The organism is Rhizobium sp. 62_C5_N11_2 (assembly GCF_051811185.1).
In the GTDB taxonomy this organism is placed as follows: domain Bacteria; phylum Pseudomonadota; class Alphaproteobacteria; order Rhizobiales; family Rhizobiaceae; genus Rhizobium; species Rhizobium leguminosarum.
Genome location: NZ_JBPWPW010000001.1, coordinates 1,176,451 through 1,193,490, shown reverse-complemented (window position 1 = coordinate 1,193,490; position 17,040 = coordinate 1,176,451). Strand labels below are relative to the sequence as shown.

General features: G+C 60.8%; 24 protein-coding genes. 17 read left to right on the top strand and 7 right to left on the bottom strand.

What is annotated here, in order from left to right; genetic code table 11:
* Positions 1–67 precede the first annotated feature (67 nt).
* From AB8B31_RS06085 to AB8B31_RS06075, 3 genes are all read left to right on the top strand, one after another.
* On the top strand, positions 68–295 hold the full coding sequence (locus tag AB8B31_RS06085) for a DUF1127 domain-containing protein (RefSeq protein WP_018241382.1): 228 nt from the start codon (positions 68–70) through the stop codon (positions 293–295).
* Positions 296–346: 51 nt separating this feature from the next.
* Complete coding sequence (locus AB8B31_RS06080; protein WP_115157018.1) at positions 347–1,183, top strand: helix-turn-helix transcriptional regulator; 837 nt, start codon at positions 347–349, stop codon at positions 1,181–1,183.
* 199 nt (positions 1,184–1,382) lie between these two features.
* A complete protein-coding gene (locus tag AB8B31_RS06075) occupies positions 1,383–1,544 on the top strand; it encodes a hypothetical protein (protein ID WP_165548340.1) in 162 nt (53 codons plus the stop codon).
* Positions 1,545–1,631: 87 nt separating this feature from the next.
* On the opposite strand, the gene AB8B31_RS06070 is transcribed toward AB8B31_RS06075, so the two are convergent.
* Positions 1,632–2,999 carry an MATE family efflux transporter gene (locus AB8B31_RS06070; protein WP_131702301.1) on the bottom strand — a complete coding sequence of 456 codons (1,368 nt, stop codon included), beginning with the start codon at positions 2,997–2,999 and terminating at the stop codon, positions 1,632–1,634.
* Between the two features lie 85 nt (positions 3,000–3,084).
* Positions 3,085–3,525 carry a glyoxalase superfamily protein gene (locus tag AB8B31_RS06065; protein WP_018447361.1) on the bottom strand — a complete coding sequence of 147 codons (441 nt, stop codon included), beginning with the start codon at positions 3,523–3,525 and terminating at the stop codon, positions 3,085–3,087.
* 105 nt (positions 3,526–3,630) lie between these two features.
* On the opposite strand from AB8B31_RS06065, the gene AB8B31_RS06060 reads away from it, so the two are divergent.
* Together AB8B31_RS06060 and AB8B31_RS06055 are read left to right on the top strand one after the other, a co-directional pair.
* Positions 3,631–3,837, top strand: coding sequence for a hypothetical protein (locus tag AB8B31_RS06060; protein WP_131702300.1), 207 nt, complete (start codon positions 3,631–3,633; stop codon positions 3,835–3,837).
* A gap of 42 nt (positions 3,838–3,879) precedes the next feature.
* The gene (locus tag AB8B31_RS06055; protein ID WP_018241377.1) at positions 3,880–4,212 is read left to right on the top strand and encodes a hypothetical protein; all 333 of its coding nucleotides are present in this window, start codon (positions 3,880–3,882) and stop codon (positions 4,210–4,212) included.
* Here AB8B31_RS06055 and AB8B31_RS06050 read toward each other — a convergent pair.
* Positions 4,163–4,426, bottom strand: coding sequence for a hypothetical protein (locus AB8B31_RS06050; protein WP_131702299.1), 264 nt, complete (start codon positions 4,424–4,426; stop codon positions 4,163–4,165). The two genes, AB8B31_RS06055 and AB8B31_RS06050, sit on opposite strands and share 50 nt — an antisense overlap.
* Before the next feature lie 91 nt (positions 4,427–4,517).
* Here AB8B31_RS06050 and AB8B31_RS06045 point away from each other — a divergent pair, with 91 nt between their 5' ends.
* Entirely contained in the window at positions 4,518–5,384 is an 867-nt protein-coding gene (locus tag AB8B31_RS06045) for a LysR family transcriptional regulator (RefSeq protein ID WP_131702298.1), read from the top strand.
* 125 nt (positions 5,385–5,509) lie between these two features.
* On the opposite strand, the gene AB8B31_RS06040 is transcribed toward AB8B31_RS06045, so the two are convergent.
* Entirely contained in the window at positions 5,510–5,956 is a 447-nt protein-coding gene (locus AB8B31_RS06040; RefSeq protein WP_131702297.1) for a baeRF12 domain-containing protein, read from the bottom strand.
* Between the two features lie 162 nt (positions 5,957–6,118).
* Between AB8B31_RS06040 and AB8B31_RS06035 the strand changes: the two genes are divergently transcribed.
* From AB8B31_RS06035 to AB8B31_RS06025, 3 genes are all read left to right on the top strand, one after another.
* Positions 6,119–6,520 (top strand): DUF2177 family protein, encoded by a 402-nt coding sequence (locus AB8B31_RS06035; RefSeq protein ID WP_131702296.1) that lies wholly within the window; start codon positions 6,119–6,121, stop codon positions 6,518–6,520.
* Between the two features lie 234 nt (positions 6,521–6,754).
* Entirely contained in the window at positions 6,755–7,156 is a 402-nt protein-coding gene (locus AB8B31_RS06030) for a pilus protein PilZ (RefSeq protein ID WP_003578226.1), read from the top strand.
* A 95-nt stretch (positions 7,157–7,251) separates the two neighbouring features.
* Positions 7,252–8,367 carry a pyridoxal phosphate-dependent aminotransferase gene (locus AB8B31_RS06025; RefSeq protein WP_439007423.1) on the top strand — a complete coding sequence of 372 codons (1,116 nt, stop codon included), beginning with the start codon at positions 7,252–7,254 and terminating at the stop codon, positions 8,365–8,367.
* 124 nt (positions 8,368–8,491) lie between these two features.
* On the opposite strand, the gene AB8B31_RS06020 is transcribed toward AB8B31_RS06025, so the two are convergent.
* On the bottom strand, positions 8,492–8,758 hold the full coding sequence (locus tag AB8B31_RS06020) for an SEL1-like repeat protein (RefSeq protein WP_018241371.1): 267 nt from the start codon (positions 8,756–8,758) through the stop codon (positions 8,492–8,494).
* A 445-nt stretch (positions 8,759–9,203) separates the two neighbouring features.
* On the opposite strand from AB8B31_RS06020, the gene AB8B31_RS06015 reads away from it, so the two are divergent.
* From AB8B31_RS06015 to AB8B31_RS06005, 3 genes are all read left to right on the top strand, one after another.
* Positions 9,204–9,542: a DUF2147 domain-containing protein gene (locus AB8B31_RS06015; protein WP_003558027.1), complete on the top strand. Its 339-nt coding sequence runs from the start codon at positions 9,204–9,206 to the stop codon at positions 9,540–9,542.
* Between the two features lie 267 nt (positions 9,543–9,809).
* Positions 9,810–9,989, top strand: coding sequence for a hypothetical protein (locus tag AB8B31_RS06010; protein ID WP_018241368.1), 180 nt, complete (start codon positions 9,810–9,812; stop codon positions 9,987–9,989).
* 87 nt (positions 9,990–10,076) lie between these two features.
* On the top strand, positions 10,077–11,579 hold the full coding sequence (locus AB8B31_RS06005; RefSeq protein WP_026230822.1) for an AMP nucleosidase: 1,503 nt from the start codon (positions 10,077–10,079) through the stop codon (positions 11,577–11,579).
* Between the two features lie 9 nt (positions 11,580–11,588).
* On the opposite strand, the gene AB8B31_RS06000 is transcribed toward AB8B31_RS06005, so the two are convergent.
* Positions 11,589–11,804 carry a hypothetical protein gene (locus AB8B31_RS06000; protein ID WP_245278925.1) on the bottom strand — a complete coding sequence of 72 codons (216 nt, stop codon included), beginning with the start codon at positions 11,802–11,804 and terminating at the stop codon, positions 11,589–11,591.
* Between the two features lie 155 nt (positions 11,805–11,959).
* On the opposite strand from AB8B31_RS06000, the gene AB8B31_RS05995 reads away from it, so the two are divergent.
* The 4 genes from AB8B31_RS05995 to AB8B31_RS05980 are packed head-to-tail and all read left to right on the top strand — an operon-like array spanning position 11,960 to position 14,303.
* Positions 11,960–12,319 carry a YciI family protein gene (locus AB8B31_RS05995; RefSeq protein WP_047621486.1) on the top strand — a complete coding sequence of 120 codons (360 nt, stop codon included), beginning with the start codon at positions 11,960–11,962 and terminating at the stop codon, positions 12,317–12,319.
* 10 nt (positions 12,320–12,329) lie between these two features.
* Positions 12,330–12,689 carry a YciI family protein gene (locus tag AB8B31_RS05990; RefSeq protein WP_018447351.1) on the top strand — a complete coding sequence of 120 codons (360 nt, stop codon included), beginning with the start codon at positions 12,330–12,332 and terminating at the stop codon, positions 12,687–12,689.
* Positions 12,690–12,692: 3 nt separating this feature from the next.
* On the top strand, positions 12,693–13,052 hold the full coding sequence (locus tag AB8B31_RS05985; protein ID WP_018447350.1) for a YciI family protein: 360 nt from the start codon (positions 12,693–12,695) through the stop codon (positions 13,050–13,052).
* A gap of 9 nt (positions 13,053–13,061) precedes the next feature.
* A complete protein-coding gene (locus AB8B31_RS05980; RefSeq protein WP_131702294.1) occupies positions 13,062–14,303 on the top strand; it encodes an RNA polymerase sigma factor in 1,242 nt (413 codons plus the stop codon).
* On the opposite strand, the gene AB8B31_RS05975 is transcribed toward AB8B31_RS05980, so the two are convergent.
* Positions 14,271–15,233, bottom strand: coding sequence for a lysylphosphatidylglycerol synthase domain-containing protein (locus AB8B31_RS05975; RefSeq protein WP_131702293.1), 963 nt, complete (start codon positions 15,231–15,233; stop codon positions 14,271–14,273). The two genes, AB8B31_RS05980 and AB8B31_RS05975, sit on opposite strands and share 33 nt — an antisense overlap.
* A 180-nt stretch (positions 15,234–15,413) precedes the next feature.
* Between AB8B31_RS05975 and AB8B31_RS05970 the strand changes: the two genes are divergently transcribed.
* On the top strand, positions 15,414–16,907 hold the full coding sequence (locus AB8B31_RS05970) for an ArnT family glycosyltransferase (protein ID WP_028734303.1): 1,494 nt from the start codon (positions 15,414–15,416) through the stop codon (positions 16,905–16,907).
* The last annotated feature ends 133 nt before the right edge of the window (positions 16,908–17,040 follow it).

The following is a 17,040-nucleotide window of genomic DNA, read 5'->3' as shown; positions in this document are numbered from 1 at the left end:
AATCTGACAGCGCGAAACTGCCGCTGATGGTTCACTGCCTCCATCCAAACACGGATGGAGGATCACCATGTACAGCTCGAATTTCACGATACCGGCCCGGAATATTCGCTCTTCGCGTCATATCCGACCCGGCTTGCTTCTTGCCGTCATCACGGCAGCCCGCTGGCTGGCGCGCAAAATAAACGAACGACGCAACCTGAATGCGTTGATGGAGCTTTCCGACGAACAGCTGAAGGATATCGGCCTTTCCAGGGGGCAGACGGAAAGCGATGTTCATGTCTACAGCCGTTACTAAAGTGCTGTTATAAGTACTGTCGGTTCTGGCCAGTCTGATACGGAATATGCAATGTCGCAGTTCTCAACGGCACCGCTTCTGAAAACGAAGATGGTCACTATTCGTGACATCGTCTGCAATGGCGAGTGCCGTCATAAGAGCGACGAGGAATGCGCCCACAGGACGAGCCTCGTCTATCCCTATCGCGGCGTCTTCATGCGGCATGTCGGCCGCAATGATACGGTGGCTGAAGCCAATCAGGTCTTGTTCTTCAATGCCGGCCAGGGATATCGAATCAGCCACCCTATCGAGGGTGGCGACGCCTGCATCGATCTGGCGATCGACGAATCCATGCTCGAAGAGCTTACGCCGAAGGAGCAGGCGCAGCCCGGCCCGCCCTTTTCCTTCCGCCGCCAGCGCCGGCGGATCGATCCGCGCGCGCAGGCGCTGGTTGCGCTCCTGCGTCATGGTCTCAGCCGCAACGTCGCCGAGACACTGGAAGCCGAAATATTGGCGCTGACGCTGGTGCGCCGCTCGCTCGGCGAGCGCACATCGCATGCGGCGGGCGCCAGCGCCGGCCGGCAGAAACTCGTTGACCGGGCAAAGCTGGTGCTTTCCTCCGATCTCGCGCGGCGCTGGACTCTTTCAGAAATCGCCTCAGAAGTGGGCGTCTCGCCCGTGTATCTCACCCAGGTCTTCCAGCAGGTCGAGGCGACGCCACTTTACCGCTATCAGTTGCGGCTGCGGCTTGCCCGGGCGCTCGATCTGCTCGGCCAGTATGAGGATCTGACCGCGCTCGGTCTCGATCTCGGCTTTTCCAGCCACAGCCATTTCAGCGCTTCCTTCAAGCAATCCTTCGGGCAGACTCCGGCCGAATTCCAGCGTTCGGCGCAGCTGCGGCGCAGGTGAAAGCCTACAGCGCCGCGCGTCTTTTCAGACGCGCAATGGACGCTGTAGCACTTTGAATCCCCGCATAATTCCTTAAATCGATCCCGATTTAAGGAATTATGCGGGGTCGATCGCTAAAGATTTCGACAGCGGCAATGCGGTCTTCGATGATCTTATGAGCCTGTCCCGATCCGGGGACGACCAACAGGAGGATCACCAGATGAAGAAGACCACATGCGCTGCCTGCGACTGCGAACTCGGCACGGAGACCATCACCGTCAAGCTCGGCGGCAAGACTGTCGAAGTCTGCTGCCAGGAATGCGCCGAGGCGTTGAATGAGGCGGAAGCTGCGACATCGGCCGCTTCGAATGGCAAGGAATAGCCGACAATCGGCAAAAGCCGCGCTACGGAGCGCGGCTTTTGCGCAATTCCGGACACAAAACCGCTGCGCACTTTTGTTGGAATTGCCCTAGACGGGCAGAAGCCCGTAGCGCCAGCCGCGGCGTTTCGCGTTCTGCGACAGCACCAGGAAAGCAAGGATGAACATGCCTGCCTCGGCAAAGACCGGCACCATCCAGATTCCCTGTTCGCCGAAGACGAAGGGCAGCAGGAAGGTGAGCGGCAGGGTGAGCAGATAGGGCCGCGATAGACCGAAGATCGCCGCGCGCGGCGCATCGCCGATCGACTGGAAATAGGACGACAGGATCAGCATCTGCCCGAAGAGAAAATAGGCGCCAATCGTCCAGGGCAGAATTCGCCTGACCTCGGCGATGATCGCGGGATCGGTGACGAAGACCGCACCGAGGCGGCTAGCCAGCAATTCGACGGTGATCTCCACCAGGGTGCAATAGACGAGTGCTGCGAGCATGGCGATCTGCAGGCTGCGGCCGACGCGCAGCCCGAGGCCGGCACCGTGATTGTTACCGGCAATCGTCTGCAGCGCGATGCTAAGTCCGAGCAGCGGCAGATAGGTGAAGGTCATGATCCGGGTGATGATGCCGTAGGCGGCCACCGTCGCGACATAGTCATGGGCGCTCCAGAGCGAGACGTTGATCAGAATGGCGGCCGAGGCCAGCGATATGCCGATGAAACCGAGGCTCATCGGCGCGCCGAAGGCGACGATGCCACGCCATTCGGCGAGAGCCAACCCCGGGAAAGGTCTTAGTGCCGCCAGCCGGCGCCAGCGATAGGCGAGCACCGCTGCGAGGCAGACGAATTGCGACGCGATGGAGCCGACCGCCGAACCGAGCACGCCCCAATGCATCACAGCCATGAACAGCCAATTGGCGAGGATATTGAGCAGCGAGGCCGACAGCGTCACCAGCGTCATGAAGCCGATCTTGCCTTCGCAGCGCAATGCGTCGAGATGCAGCGATAGGAAGAAACTGATCGGCGCAAAAGCGATCATCGCGCCCATGAACAGCATCGCGCCCTGGGCAACAGTGGCATTGCCGGCAGCACCGGTACCGATGATCTGTCGGCCCACGCTCCAGTAGACCAGATTGAGGATGAGGGTGACGGCGAGCGCCAGCGCATGCGCGCCGGCAAACACCCGAGATGCCCCATCGCGATTGCCGGCACCCAGCCGGCGGGCGAGGATACTCGCCATGCCGTTCGAGACCAGCGATTGCAGGGCGACCAGCAGCATCAGCCCGGGGAAAATCAGGCTGACGGCAGAGAGCGCGTCCGGGCCGATATAGGCGCCGAGGAAATAGGCGTCGACGACGGTGAACAGGCCGCTGACGGTGGTGATCGCGACGATCGGTGCCGCCGTTTTGATGAAGACGCCCGGCAGCCAGCCGGTAAGAAAAGCATTGCCTTGGGAAAGATCGGTCATGGAGAAATCCGTGCGATATGAGGCAGGGTCCGATCCGGCTTAGAAGTCATGCGGATCCGGACGGCCTCAAAAGGACAAAAACAATCTAGAGATCGATCACCAGATGCGGCACGCCGTTCGAGGTCTTCCTCGGCGAGATACCGTCGGCATCGATCTGCGCGTTCACACGCTGGCGAAAGGCCGAAAAGCTCTCGAAGGTGACGACATCCACCGGCTCGTCGAAATGGATGGTGATCCTGTGCAGATCGCCGCCCGGCAGGGCCGAAAGCGCCAGAACTTCGCCGGTGAAGGGCTGATTGAGATAACGGCCGCGAATATGCGCGCCGACGAAGAGCGGCGTCTTCGGAGCGGCATTGGGTTTTGCCGCCAGGGCTGCGAGGGTGTTCCAATCGCGCGCGCCATGCTGGCGGGCAATCATTTCCAGGGCCGCACTGTGGGTGAGCGGGGTGCCGCGATCATTCATCGCCTGGCGCAGGCGCTTGGCCTGAGCCTTCAATTCGTCAATGGCAGGATAGGTCGTCGTCATGGCGTGAGCCTTCGCAAGGCATGCTCTTCGACTGCGGATGGGAGCTCGCATTGCCGCCAGTCAGCATGCACAAAGGGCCGTGACCATAATCGCGAGGGCTTCACCATGGATTTCATCCGCGAGCGGCCGGTGCCTCGAACCAGGCTTTGTATGCGCGAACGCCGCCGACATGTCAAGAACGGCACCGATGCGCTGGGGAATGCGCAACTTTGGGGCAAATCTGCACGAAATCGGTGCGATTTTCCCGCAGGTTTCCCAGAAGCATTCAATTTTACCAATGTTCTTCAGCAAGTGTCAGCATTCTTCCGCTAATATCTTGTCGTATAACAAGCGGAGGCTAAAAGGGCCTTTCAGATGCACCTCGACACAGAACACCCTAAGCCGGAACGTGCTTACAGGGAATTCAATCTCGACAGGCCCGGCAACATCATCTTCGTCGGCCATCACCTCAGCACCGGAACGCAGGTGCGCTGCCTGATCCGCACGATCACGCTTGCCGGCGCATTGCTCGAAGTCAGCCCGAACCTGGAAATACCGAGCCATTTCTTCCTCGAAATCCTCGGCATCCATGACGAGATCGGCGCGACCGTGGTCAAACGCGAAGGCGAATTGGTGACGATCAGCTTCAACATGCTGATCAATCCTGAATTCCTGCACCACGTGTTGCGATTGAACTTCGAAACCTGAGGCTTTTGCCCATCCGCGAACCACCGCGGCGCGTCTCCTTTGTTTCGCCGCTTCGTCTTGCGGCGAGACGTGCGATGATCGGAACCGCCCAGAGAAATCCGCGCCATTCCGGACGATCAAGCGGGTCGGCAAGCGGATCGGTCAAGGGACCGCGGCGGATCCGCCGATTGCGGATTTCGATTTCCCTGAAGAGAACAACCCAGTTGAGATCCATAGCTTCATCCTCCATCTATTTGCTGGAGCACTTGAGCTAAGCCTTCGCGCCCTTCCGATGTAGAGGCGCCGGAGAAAGGGGGTTTTCATCCATGAAAGATGCGAGCTGGGACGACCTGCAACTTTTCTTCCATGTTGCGACAGGCGGCGGGCTTTCGGCGGCGGCGGCCCGCACCGGGCTCAGCGCGCCGACGATCGGCCGGCGCATGCTGGCGCTCGAACGGGTGACGGGCCGATCGCTGTTCAGCCGCGGCCCTACCGGCTATCTGCTGGCCAAGGACGGGCAGGCGTTGCTCGATCGCGTCCGGCTGATGCAGGATGCGGCGCGTGCGATCTCCGACTGGCGCGGCGAGGTGCTGACGCTGCCGATCGTCTCGACGGCCGCCGACAGCTGGACCTCGCGCTTCATCGCCGACCATCTGGCCAGCGTCTGGACGCCGAAGGATAGCTTCCGCATGTGCTACAAGACCTGCGACACGGGCGTCGATTTCACTTACCGCGAGGCGCATATCGCCATTGGCCATAGCCGGCCGGAGAGCGGCAACGTCGCCATCCGCCGTTCGGTCCAGGTGGCGCATGCGGCCTATCAGGCGGCCGGTTATGACGAGACGAATTGCAACTGGATCTCGCTCGGCACCGATACCGCCGTCACCCCGGCCGACAAATGGACTTTCGAGCAGCCGGATTATTGGATCACCAGCTGGACGAACACGCCACATATGCTCTTCTACCTCATCCGCGGCGGTGCCGGCCGCGGCGTGCTTCCCTGTTTCATCGGCGATCAGGAGCGCAGGCTCGTCCGCGCCGGGCCAGCGATCGACGAACTGACCTACGAGATGTGGATCGTTGCGCATGACGACGAACGGCAACGGCCGGAGGTCAGGATCGTCATCGACCGTCTGGCGGCGCTCTTTGCCGATCATGAAGAGCTGTTTGCTGGGCAGAGACCCTCGATATAACACGAAAACGCGGGCCCTCCCGACCCGCGTTTCCTCGCTAGAGCGGTAACCGCTCTATCCTTTTGTTTCTACGCAAATCCGGACGGAAAACCGCTTCATACTTTTCCTGGAATTGCTCTAATGGCTCAGGCGGCGAGATGCCGCTCGATCTCGTCGACCGGCATATTGGTATAGTCTTTCGCCACCTCAGCGGTGATCACCGCCTGCGTATCGGCGCGGAGTGCCGGCCGCAGCGTGCCAAGCGCCTTCGGCGGTGCAACGAGGATGATGCGACGGGCCTTCTTTTCCTGCACCAAGTCGTCGAGCTTTCCCGCCACCTGTTTCAGAAATTCGGCTTCGGCCTGATCCTGCCAACTGGTCTCCTCGACAGCGCTGCCGCTCAGTCCGTCTGCAGCATGGGTTCGGCCTGGCTTATCGGCGCCAATCTCGCGATCCGGCGCGCTCGGCTGCGTCAGGGTTTCCAGCACCTTCAGGTTCACCAGTTGGGCATCGCCGGCATTCTGCATGATCAGAGCCTTGGCTCCGTCGCAGACCACGACCCATGATTCCCAAGGGATTTTGACATCAGTCATCTTCAACTCCTCGCTGTCGTCATTCGAAGCGCGCCGTGCTTCATCGATCAAGGCACAACGCTCGGCCATTGAAAGAGTTCGGGAAAATTGCGCCGAAATCGAACGGGGCGGCGATCCGGCCGGTCCTTGCTGCGTAGAAAGGCCAAGGTCGGGAGATTGACAATGAAGACATCACTGCTCGCCTATGCTGGCGCCTTTCTCACCCTTCTCATCTGCGACGGGATATGGCTCGGCCTCATCGCCCGCAACTTCTACCGCGACCAACTGGGGACGCTGATGCTGCCCTCGCCCAATCTTGCGGTCGGCGCACTGTTCTACCTGTTCTTCGCCGCCGCAGTGGTTGTGCTTGCAGTGCTGCCGGCGCTGTCGGCAGGCTCGATCGCCACCGCATTTCTCCACGGTGCCATTCTGGGACTAGCGGCCTATGGCACCTATGACGTCACCAATCTTGCCACGCTTCGCAACTGGCCAGTCGTCATGAGCCTGGTCGACATGGCCTGGGGCACGGCTCTAACGGCGCTGACCGCCGCCGGCGGATATCTTACCGTCAGATTTTTTGGCTGAAACGGGAGGCTCGGAATGGAAACCGCGTCCCGATAATGAACATGAAGGCGTCCCGCTTGGGAACAAAGTTTGAAATCGTTAAAATTGGAATTTTATGTTTGACGAATGTGCAAAACATTCATGTGACCTTGGTTGGGATCAAGACCAGTTGCTCGATCAAGCCAGCCTGAATGAGATCAAGGTCAGCTTGATTGAGATAAACCCCCAATGCGTCCTGACTGACGGAGAATGTGAATGACTATGCTCCGCGCTACACACCTTGCCACGGTCAAGTCCGCCGTCTACGACCTGCGCTGGGAAGAATTCAGCGTCAAACGGCCAGCCCGCATCGTCGCCGTCCGGCCGTGCCTCACAGGCGTCTCCATGCGAAGCGCCGAGATCATCGATATCTCCCAGGGTGGCGCCACCTTCGTCGTCTCGACCACGGCCGGCCTGCCAAAGCACTATTATCTCAACATTCTTGGCCTCGCCTATCGCATCGGCTGCGCCGAGGTCTATCGCCATAAGGAACGCATCGGGGTGCGGTTCATCAACATCATGGACCCCGAGGTTCTGCGCCGCGTCGTCCGCACCGATTTCCTCGTCGGCAACATGGAAGCAATTGCCGCCCGGCGTGCGCCGATCTTCCGCGCCTGAACAGGCCGCAGCTGCGGAAATAATCTTGCTTGCGTTGGCCGTACCCGGGCCTATTGTTGCGCCAATTGTCAATATGTCCGGGAAACTGCCGTCGCATGTCCGCCTTTTCGCGCTTCACACCTCTTGCCAGCGCCCTGCCTTCCACAGTCCCTTTCGTCGGCCCGGAGGCGATCGAGCGCCAGCGCGGGCTTGCCGTTTCGGCGCGCATCGGCGCCAATGAGAACGGCTTCGGCCCAGCTGCCTCCGTGTTTGCAGCGATGCGCGAGGAAGCCGGCAATATCTGGAAATACAACGATCCGGAGAACTTCGCGCTCCGGGAAGCGCTTGCAGCCCATCTCTGTATCTCGTCCGCCAATATCGCCATCGGCAGCGGCATCGACGAATTGCTCGGTCAGATCGTCCGGCTGGTGATCGAGCCGGGCGCGCCCGTCATCACCTCGCTCGGCGCCTATCCGACCTTCAATTTCCATGTCGCCGGTTTCGGCGGTCGGCTGGTGACCGTTCCCTACGCAAACGACCGCGAGGATCTCGACGGCCTGCTCGATGCCGTCAAGCGCGAGAATGCGCCCCTCGTCTATTTCGCCAATCCTGATAATCCGATGGGCAGTTGGTGGGATGCCGACAGTATCGTAGCTTTCGCCCGTTCGCTGCCCGAGACGACACTGATGGTGCTCGACGAGGCCTATAGCGAAACGGGGCCGGCAGGTTCACTGCCGTCGATCTCCTCGCTGATCGAGCTGCCGAACGTCGTTCGCACCCGCACCTTCTCCAAGGCCTACGGACTTGCCGGCTCACGCACCGGCTACGTGATCTCGACAGCAGGCACGGCGCAGGCCTTCGACAAGATCCGCAATCATTTCGGCATGAACCGGCTGGCAACGGCCGCAGCGCTCGCCGCCCTCAAGGACCAGGCCTATCTCGTCGAGGTGGTCGGGAAAATCCATGCGGCGCGGGAGCGGATCGGCGGTATCGCCCGGGCGAACGGTCTTGAGCCCCTGCCCTCGGCCACGAATTTCGTGGCGATCGACACCGGCCGCGACGGCGCTTATGCCAGGGCGATCGTCGACGGGCTGATGGAGCACGGGGTTTTCATCCGCATGCCTGGCGTGGCGCCGCTCAATCGATGCATTCGCGTCAGCGTCGGGCCGGAAGCGGATATGGCGTTGCTCGAAGAGACGCTGCCGCAGGTCCTGAAAGAGATCGGCCGATAAAACGGAAAAACCGCGGCCGGTGGAGGATCCGGTCGCGGTTCCGTTCTCCCGGCGTCGGCCCCGTCCAAAGCGCCCCGCCAGCTCCCTCTTTCCGAGGTTGTTATTGCTGCTCTTGTCGAATTCCTTAGTGAACCGTCATCCACTCGCGGGCGGCGCGCAGCGCTGCTGCGAGCTGCATCTTGTCCATGGCGGCGGCCACGTCGGCACGAAGCTCGGCGGCGCGATCGTTGCCCTTGATTGCGGCGATGTTCAGCCATTTGTGGGCTGAGACGAGATCGACTTCGCAGCCGCGGCCGGTCGCATACATCAGACCCATTTCGCAGAAGACATCGGCGCTATTGTCGCCACCCATGGTGGCCGTTTCAGCATTGTGCATTTCAAAGCGTGCCATCGGTTTTATCCCTGTTAGCCTGTTTATGACTTACCCTGTTTTACCTCTGGGCCTTGCCGTCTATCGCGGCTTGTGGCCCTTGCGGTCCGGCGGGTTTGCCCCGCTCGTTTGATGGGTTCACTATGCCAAACGGCTTTCAAAAAACGCCTAAAATGCATGATTAATTTGCGACAAACAAAGTGCAAATGCTTGGTAAATTTGGGTTTTTGTTAAACATCAGATTCCTTGCGAATTAAGGATTTTCGCTCGAATTTTACGAAAGATTCAGATTTGAAAATAAAGAGATCGTTCATCATGAAATCAGCAGGCGATATCTTTACAAGCTCGCCGCATGGCTTTTTTCTCCTGTTTTTCATCCGATCAGCAAGATAGCAATCGGGCTTATTTACCTTTACGTTCGCGTCAGTTATTTTCGCGACCGATCTAGGACATCATGGAGGAAAAGATGATCCGCAGCTTCGTTCTCGCCGGCGCCATCGCAATGATCGCGGGTATAGCGCATGCCGAGGAGCCGATCGTCGGCAACTGGAAGACGGCCGCCGGTGATACGGCGGTGATCGCATCCTGCGGCGGCAGTTACTGCGTGACACTGAAGACCGGTAAATATGCCGGCCGGAAGATCGGCACACTGGCGGGAACCGGCGGCAGCTATGCCGGCGAGATCACCGACCCGGCCGCCGAAAAGACCTATAGCGGCGCGGGCAAGGTTTCCGGCAATTCGCTGAGGATGCAGGGCTGCGTGATGAAGATCCTTTGCAAGTCGCAGACCTGGACGCGGCTCTGAGGCCATAAGAAGGCGCAACGATCATCCAAACGCTGAGGCATGCCGGCGCGCCGGCATGCCTCGAAGCCTTTTGCGTCTCCTCCGCTACGCCAGCCGGCGAAGTCGAATGGCGTCGAATTCGCCCAGCGACCCCTTCAAATCCTCCCCGCAACCTAGCCGAGCCTGCCCGGCAAGCTGAACGGCTGATGAACCGGCATCTCAGCACTCGTTCAGCCATCGCATGCCAAAACTATTGTCACGATAGAGTTGCGTATCGGGGACAAGGGGATGAACATCTATATTCTGGCAAGACGCTTTAGCATCATCACGCTGTTTGCGGCGATCTTCGCTATCACGTTTTCGGCGGTCGTGGTGCACCAGGGTGGCGGCGGGGCGCAGTCGCATTTCGGGGCGAGCTATACCTGCCTGGAGAGAAACGGCACCTTCTGCGCGCCTACGGTGCGATGACTGGAATCCGACACGGAAAAGGATAAAAAAACGGAATCCGCCGGCGCGCGTCGTTTGCTTGTCAAAAACAACTCTCTATAATGCGTCATGAACAAACGAATCTCCCCTTTGTCGCCCCTCGAAATATCCTCTCCACCACCTTTCCAGCCTGAGAGTTTCGATGATCCCGCCAAGGCGGTCGAGACGCTGATGGCGCTTTACGAGCGCAATACGGCGTTCCTGATCAAGAGCTTCGCCGAACTTGCGCAGGGCGCTCCGATCTCCTCGCGCTACCGCGCTTTTTATCCGCAGGTCAGCATCGAGACAACAAGCTTCGGCCATGTCGATTCGCGGCTTTCCTATGGCCATGTCACGGCACCCGGCATCTATACGACGACAGTCACCCGGCCGAAGCTCTTCAAGCATTACCTGAAGGAGCAGCTGGCGCTCTTGATGAAGAGCCACAATGTTCCTGTCATCGTCTCGGAATCGACGACGCCGATCCCCTTGCACTTCGCCTTCGGCGAGGGTGCGCATGTGGAAGCATCGACGACCGCATTCGTCGACATTCCGATGCGCGATATCTTCGACACGCCCGACCTCAACACCACCGACGACGAGATCGCCAATGGCGAATATATCCCGCCGCCGGGAGAGCCCTCGCCGCTCGCGCCGTTCACCGCGCAACGCATCGACTACTCGCTCGCCCGATTGTCGCATTATACGGCGACGCATGCCGAGCATTTCCAGAATTTCGTGCTGTTCACGAACTATCAGTTCTATATCGACGAATTCTGCAGCTGGGCGCGCAAGATGATGGCGGAGGACGGCGACGGCTATACTGCTTTCGTCGAGCCCGGCAATGTCGTCACCCTGCCCGGCTCGAAGGCACCGGAAACGGATGCCGCCCTCACCCGCCTGCCGCAAATGCCAGCCTACCATCTAAAGAAGAAGGGCCATGCCGGGATCACCATGATCAATATCGGCGTCGGCCCGTCCAACGCCAAGACAATCACCGACCACGTCGCAGTGTTGCGTCCGCATGCTTGGCTGATGCTCGGCCACTGCGCCGGTCTGCGCAACAGCCAGCGGCTCGGCGACTATGTTCTGGCCCATGCCTATATGCGCGAGGACCATGTTCTCGACGACGACCTGCCGGTCTGGGTACCGATCCCGGCGCTGGCCGAGGTGCAGGTGGCGCTCGAAGCCGCCGTTGCTGAAATCACCGGCTATGAGGGTTTCGAGCTGAAGCGCATCATGCGCACCGGTACCGTCGGCACGATCGACAACCGCAACTGGGAACTGCGCGACCAGCGCGGGCCGGTGAAGCGGCTCTCCCAGGCGCGCGCAATCGCACTCGACATGGAATCGGCAACGATCGCCGCCAACGGCTTCCGCTTCCGCGTGCCCTATGGCACGCTGCTCTGCGTCTCCGACAAGCCGCTGCATGGCGAATTGAAACTGCCGGGCATGGCAACGGCCTTCTACCGCACGCAGGTCAACCAGCATCTGCAGATCGGCATCCGCGCCGTCCAGAAGCTTGCCGCCATGCCAAAGGAAGCGCTGCATTCACGCAAGCTGCGCAGCTTCTTCGAAACGGCCTTCCAATAGGCCGTTTCCTCATCTGCCCGTCACGACAGGCGACGAACCGTCTGCCAGCATCTGCGGCCTGCCGGCGGCGAGGTTCAGCCCTGATATCAGCAGGGTGAATGCCACGAAGACGAAAGCGATGCGCAGAAGAACCTTCAGCGCATCGGCATCGTCGAGCCCCAGCGGACGCTTCTCACGGCGGCGTGCCCAGATGTGGCTTGCCAACGCAATTTCAAGAATGCTCATTACAGGTCTCCTCGACAAGTTTCGATGAAGCCTTGTCGAGTGCTGCCTTGCGATTTCGACAGCCGGCCGGCACAAAGATTTTTGCCGCCGCTGTCGAAATGCGTGGAGCTCGGTCGTCCAGGGTTATTGAAACGCTCACAAGGAGGCTGTCCGCGATGAAATATCTCTGTCAGGTCTGGTTCGATGGCGGGGTACTCGACGCCATGACGAAAGAAGAGAAGGCCGAACTCGACACCAATTCCTTGAACTATGACAAGGACCTCGTCGAAAGCGGCCATATGATCGTCGCCCAGGCACTGCAGTCGCCGAAATCGGCTGTGACTGTCCGAGTGCGCAACGGCGAGATGTCGGTGACGGACGGTCCCTACGCCGAGACGAAGGAGGCGCTCGGCGGCTTCATCCTGATCGAGGCCAAGGATCTCAACGAAGCGATCCGCATTGCCGCCGGCATCCCGCTCGCCAGGCTCGGCGCGATCGAGGTGCGACCCATTCATTCCTTCGGCAAAGACGCGTGAGGAGACGGCGATGAAATATCTCTGCCAGGTCTGGTTCGAAACCGCAAAGATCAGTGCCATTTCAGCCGAGGACGGCGAAAAGCTGACACGGGATTCGATCATCAACGACGACAGGCTACGCGACAGCGGCCACCTGCTGGTGGCGTTGGCGCTACGCGAACCTTCGACGGCAATGACGGTCAGGGTCCGCAACGATGCGGTGACGACGACCGACGGCCCCTTCGCCGAAATCAAGGAGCATCTCGGCGGCTTCGTGCTGATCGAGGCGAAAGACATGGAAGAGGCAACTGATATCGCCGCCACTTTTCCCGTAGCGCGATACGGCTCCATCGAAGTGCGGCCAGCCTATTCGATCAAGGAGGAATGCTGAGCCATGCGTTACATCTGCCTGATCTACAATTGCGCCGACACCGACGGCACGCTGACATCGGAAGAGACCGATGAACTCGTCAAAGCGCATTTCGCCTTCGACGAGGAGCTGCGCCGCGACGGCATCATGATCCATGCCGATGCGTTGGAGATGCCTGAGACGGCGACCGTGCTGCGCGTTCGGAACAACACGCTGTCGGCCACCGACGGCCCCTATGTCGAGACGAAGGAGCATTTGGCCGGCTTCTATGTCATCGAGGCACCCGATATGGTGAAGGCTAGGGAAATTGCCGGTCGGATCCCTTCGGCACGTTACGGCGCCGTCGAACTGAGGCCCGTGCGAATGCTGACCCTGCCGGACTGAGGTGCCCTTTTGGAACGCGTCATCGAGGAGATCTACCGAACGCAATCGCGCCGGGTGCTGGCGACGCTGATCCGCCTGCTCGGCGATTTCGACCGGGCGGAGGAAGCGCTTCACGACGCCTTCGCCGCAGCTGCCCGGACATGGCCAACGGACGGCATTCCCGGCAACCCCTTCGCCTGGCTCGTTTCCACGGGGCGCTTCAAGGCGATCGACACGATTCGGCGGCGGGCGCGTTTCGATGCTTCACAGCATCACATCGAGGACAGCCTCTACTCGCCCGACGCAACTTACATCGGCGACATGGAACCGATCGAGGACGACATGCTGCGGCTGATCTTCACCTGCTGCCATCCGGCCATCCCGGCCGATGCGCAGATGGCGATGGCACTCAGAGAAATCTGCGGGCTAACCACCGAAGAAATCGCCCACGCCTTCCTCACGCCGGCGCCGACGGTAGCCCAGCGGATCGTGCGCGCCAAGAGCAGGATCCGGGCTGCGAAGATCCCCTACGAGGTTCCGGGCCACGAGGCGCTGCCGCCGCGGCTCGACCAGGTGCTGCACGTCATCTACCTGGTCTTCAACGAGGGCTATTCCGCCTCTTCGGGTGAAGACGTGGTCCGGGCCGACTTGACCGCAGAGGCGATACGTCTGGCGCGGCTGCTTCTGGCGCTGCTGCCGCATCCCGACGTCTCCGGCCTGCTGGCGCTGATGCTGCTGCAGGATTCCCGTCGCACCGCCCGCCGCGGCGAGCAGGGATCGCTGGTGCTGCTTGCCGATCAGGACCGCTCGCTCTGGGACCGTGCGAAGATTGCGGAAGGCCTGGCGCTGCTCACAGAAGCAATGCGGACGGGAGAGGTCGGCACCTATACGCTGCAGGCGGCGATCGCCGCCGAGCATGCCAAGGCGCCGGCTGCGGAAGAGACCGACTGGCGACGGATTGCCTTCTATTACGATCTGCTTCTGGCGGCGCAGCCCTCCTCGATCGTCGAGCTCAACCGCGCCGTGGCGATCGCGATGGCGGAAGGGCCGGCCAAGGGGCTGGAACTGGTCGATGCCATTCTGGCACGCCGGGAGCTGCAGGCCTATCACCTCGCCCATTCGGCACGTGCCGATTTCCTTCGCCGTCTCGGCCGGAGGCAAGAGGCGATCGCGGCCTATGAAACGGCGCTGTCGCTCTGCCGGCAGGAGCCGGAGCAGGCGTTTCTGCGAAAACGGATTTCAGAGCTTGCCGCGACGTCCGAGCGGCAGTGAGATCGCGGTGCCGGTCAGCGCCGAGACGATGATCAGCAGATGGGCATTGACGCTCGCCTGTGCCAGCGCGGCAAGGGCCAGCCGCTCGCTCGATGCTCCCAAGGCGATGGCGCCGGCGGTGATGCCGGCCGGATAGGTGCCGACGCCGCCGGGCGCATGCATCGGCAACACCGAGGAGAGTTCACCGCCGAGCGCGCCGCCGAAGCTCGCCGCCATTGGCAGCACGCCCATCAGGCCGAGCGCCCATGCCAGCACCATCACCTTCACCAGCCAGTTGACGATGGTCATCGCCCAGGCGCGCGCAAAGGCGATGGCGTCGAGCGGCAGGCCGTTTTCGATCTCGGCGACGAATTTCTGCGCTTTCTTCGGTAGCAGCCTGGCGGCAAGGCGCAGCAGCGGCTTGCGGGCGGCGAAGGCTGCGACCGGCAACAGCAGGAAGGCTGTCCAGAGCGACCAGGCCACAGCCGGATCGGCTGATGCAACGGCAAAACCGATGCCGGCAGCGGCCAGGAGGGCATGCAGGTCGAGCAGCCGCATGACGAACAGCGCCGAGGTTCCGCGCGTCAGCGGAATGCCGAATTCAGTGCGCATCAGCAGCGGAAAGCTGGTCTCGCCGGTGCGGAAGGGCAGCATGATGTTCAGCAGGTTGTGGATCTGCGTGACGCGGAAGAGGACCGCGAACCGGCCGGCCGTTTCGTTCGGAAAATAATCATAGATGCGCCAGGTGCGCAGGAAATAGGTGCTCGTCAATAGCACGAGCGCGCCGATCACCGGACCTGCGCCGACATCGGCCCACTGCCTGATGATAACAGGCCAACCCCAGAACCATTGGATGAAGAGGCCATAGGCTGCGACGATGACGACCGTCAGCACCGTCATGCGATTGCGCATAAACCAGGATTGCCGGCTTTCAACGATCGAAGTCTTCATGTAGTAGGCATTCCTCGCTTGGGTCGGCATGGGCCGATACCATCGCCAGGCCTTTTAAGAGAAATGAAGGTTGCGCACAACGGCCGAGTGATGGCGATGGCGGTGAAAACGCCTCCACACCGACGTTGCGAGCGGCCGACCGGTAAATGATGGCGCCTTGCCGGCTTGACGTGGAGATCGATGTTGAAGCGGATTACCAGAAGCATTACCAGCGCAAGCATTTTTCTGGCAGCCTATTTCCTGCTGAACATCGCGCTTCGCATCGCCTTGCCGCATACGCTCGATCTCGACGAGGCGGAGCAGTCCTTCTACTCGCAATATCTGCTTGCCGGCTACGGTCCGCAGCCGCCCTTCTACAACTGGATCCAATATGCCATCGTTTCGGTGACCGGCATATCGATGTGGGTGCTCTCGGTGCCCAAGAACATCATTCTCTTCGGCTGCTATCTCTTCTACGGGCTTGCTGCCCGCGAGGTGCTGAAGAGCCGTTCGCTCGCAGCCGTCGCCATGCTGAGCCTGATTACCCTGCCGCAGGTTGGCCTGATGGCGCAGCGCGAACTGACCCATACGGTTGCCCTGCTGTTTGCGACCTCGCTCTTCCTCTTCGGTTTTTTCCGCACGCTGCGCCAGCCGACGATCGGGAGCTACCTCCTCATCGGCATCGCCACCGGCATCGGGCTCATCTCGAAGTATAATTTCGCCATCCTGCCACTTGCCGCCCTCATTGCCGTGCTGCCGGAGCGGGAGTGGCGCAGCCGTCTCATCGACTGGCGTTTGCTGCCGGCGGCCGTCCTTGCCATTCTGATCGTGCTGCCGCATGCGCTCTGGCTGCCTGACAATCTCGCCAGCGCGTCTGCGCCGACGCTGGAGCGGATGACCGCCGAACACCTGGCCCCGGCCGGCCTCCCCCGCATCGGGCAAGGACTGCTGTCTCTCATCATCGCCGTCCTCGGCTTCGTCGCATTGCCGATCGTTCTCATCGCGGCCGCTTTCCGGCGCGACTTCCTTCGCGCGCTCTCCTCTTCCAGCCCGATGATCCGGGTGATCGAGCGGATGATGATCATCAGCCTGCTCGCCTTCGTCGGCGTGGTCCTCTTCGCCGGCGCCAGCGATATCCACGAGCGCTGGCTCGACCCATGCCTGCTCGTCCTTCTGATCTATCTTTTCCTGAAACTGGAAACCGCAGGTCTCGATCTTTCCGCCGGTCTTGCGCGCTTCCGGCCCGTGGTGCCGGTCTTCATGGTCGTCATCCTGTCGATCCTTCTCTTCCGGATCGTCGGCATTCAATACATCGGCACGTATACAAGAACGAACGTACCCTTTTCCGGTTACGTGGCTGAATTGACCGCGACCCGCAAGCCGGTTCTCATCGTGGCGGGAACCAAGTTCGTGGCCGGCAACATGCGGCTGGAGTTTCCCGATGTTCCCGTCGTGATCCCGTTCTTCCCCGGTCCAGGGGTTCCCGAATATGCGGACGCGAAGGGGCCGGTGCTGGTTATCTGGCGCGGCGAGACCGCAGATGATCCAACAATTTCCCCCGGTTTCGCCAATGACCTCGTCAAATCGGGCATTCATCTGCAAGAGTTGAAGACGCTGACGCTGCCCTATCTCTTCGGTGACGGCAAACGCAGCTTCTCCATTGGTTACTCCTGGGTGGAAGGCGGCGCGAAATAGCGCCCAGGCAGATCAGCCGATTGCGGGAAACCGGCATTGCCCGCTGGCAACCGGCGGACACTTCATGTAGTAGCCTTCCGCAAGTGCGGCGGCAGCATTAAAGATTGCTCGGCCGTCCGGCCTTTTGGAGATG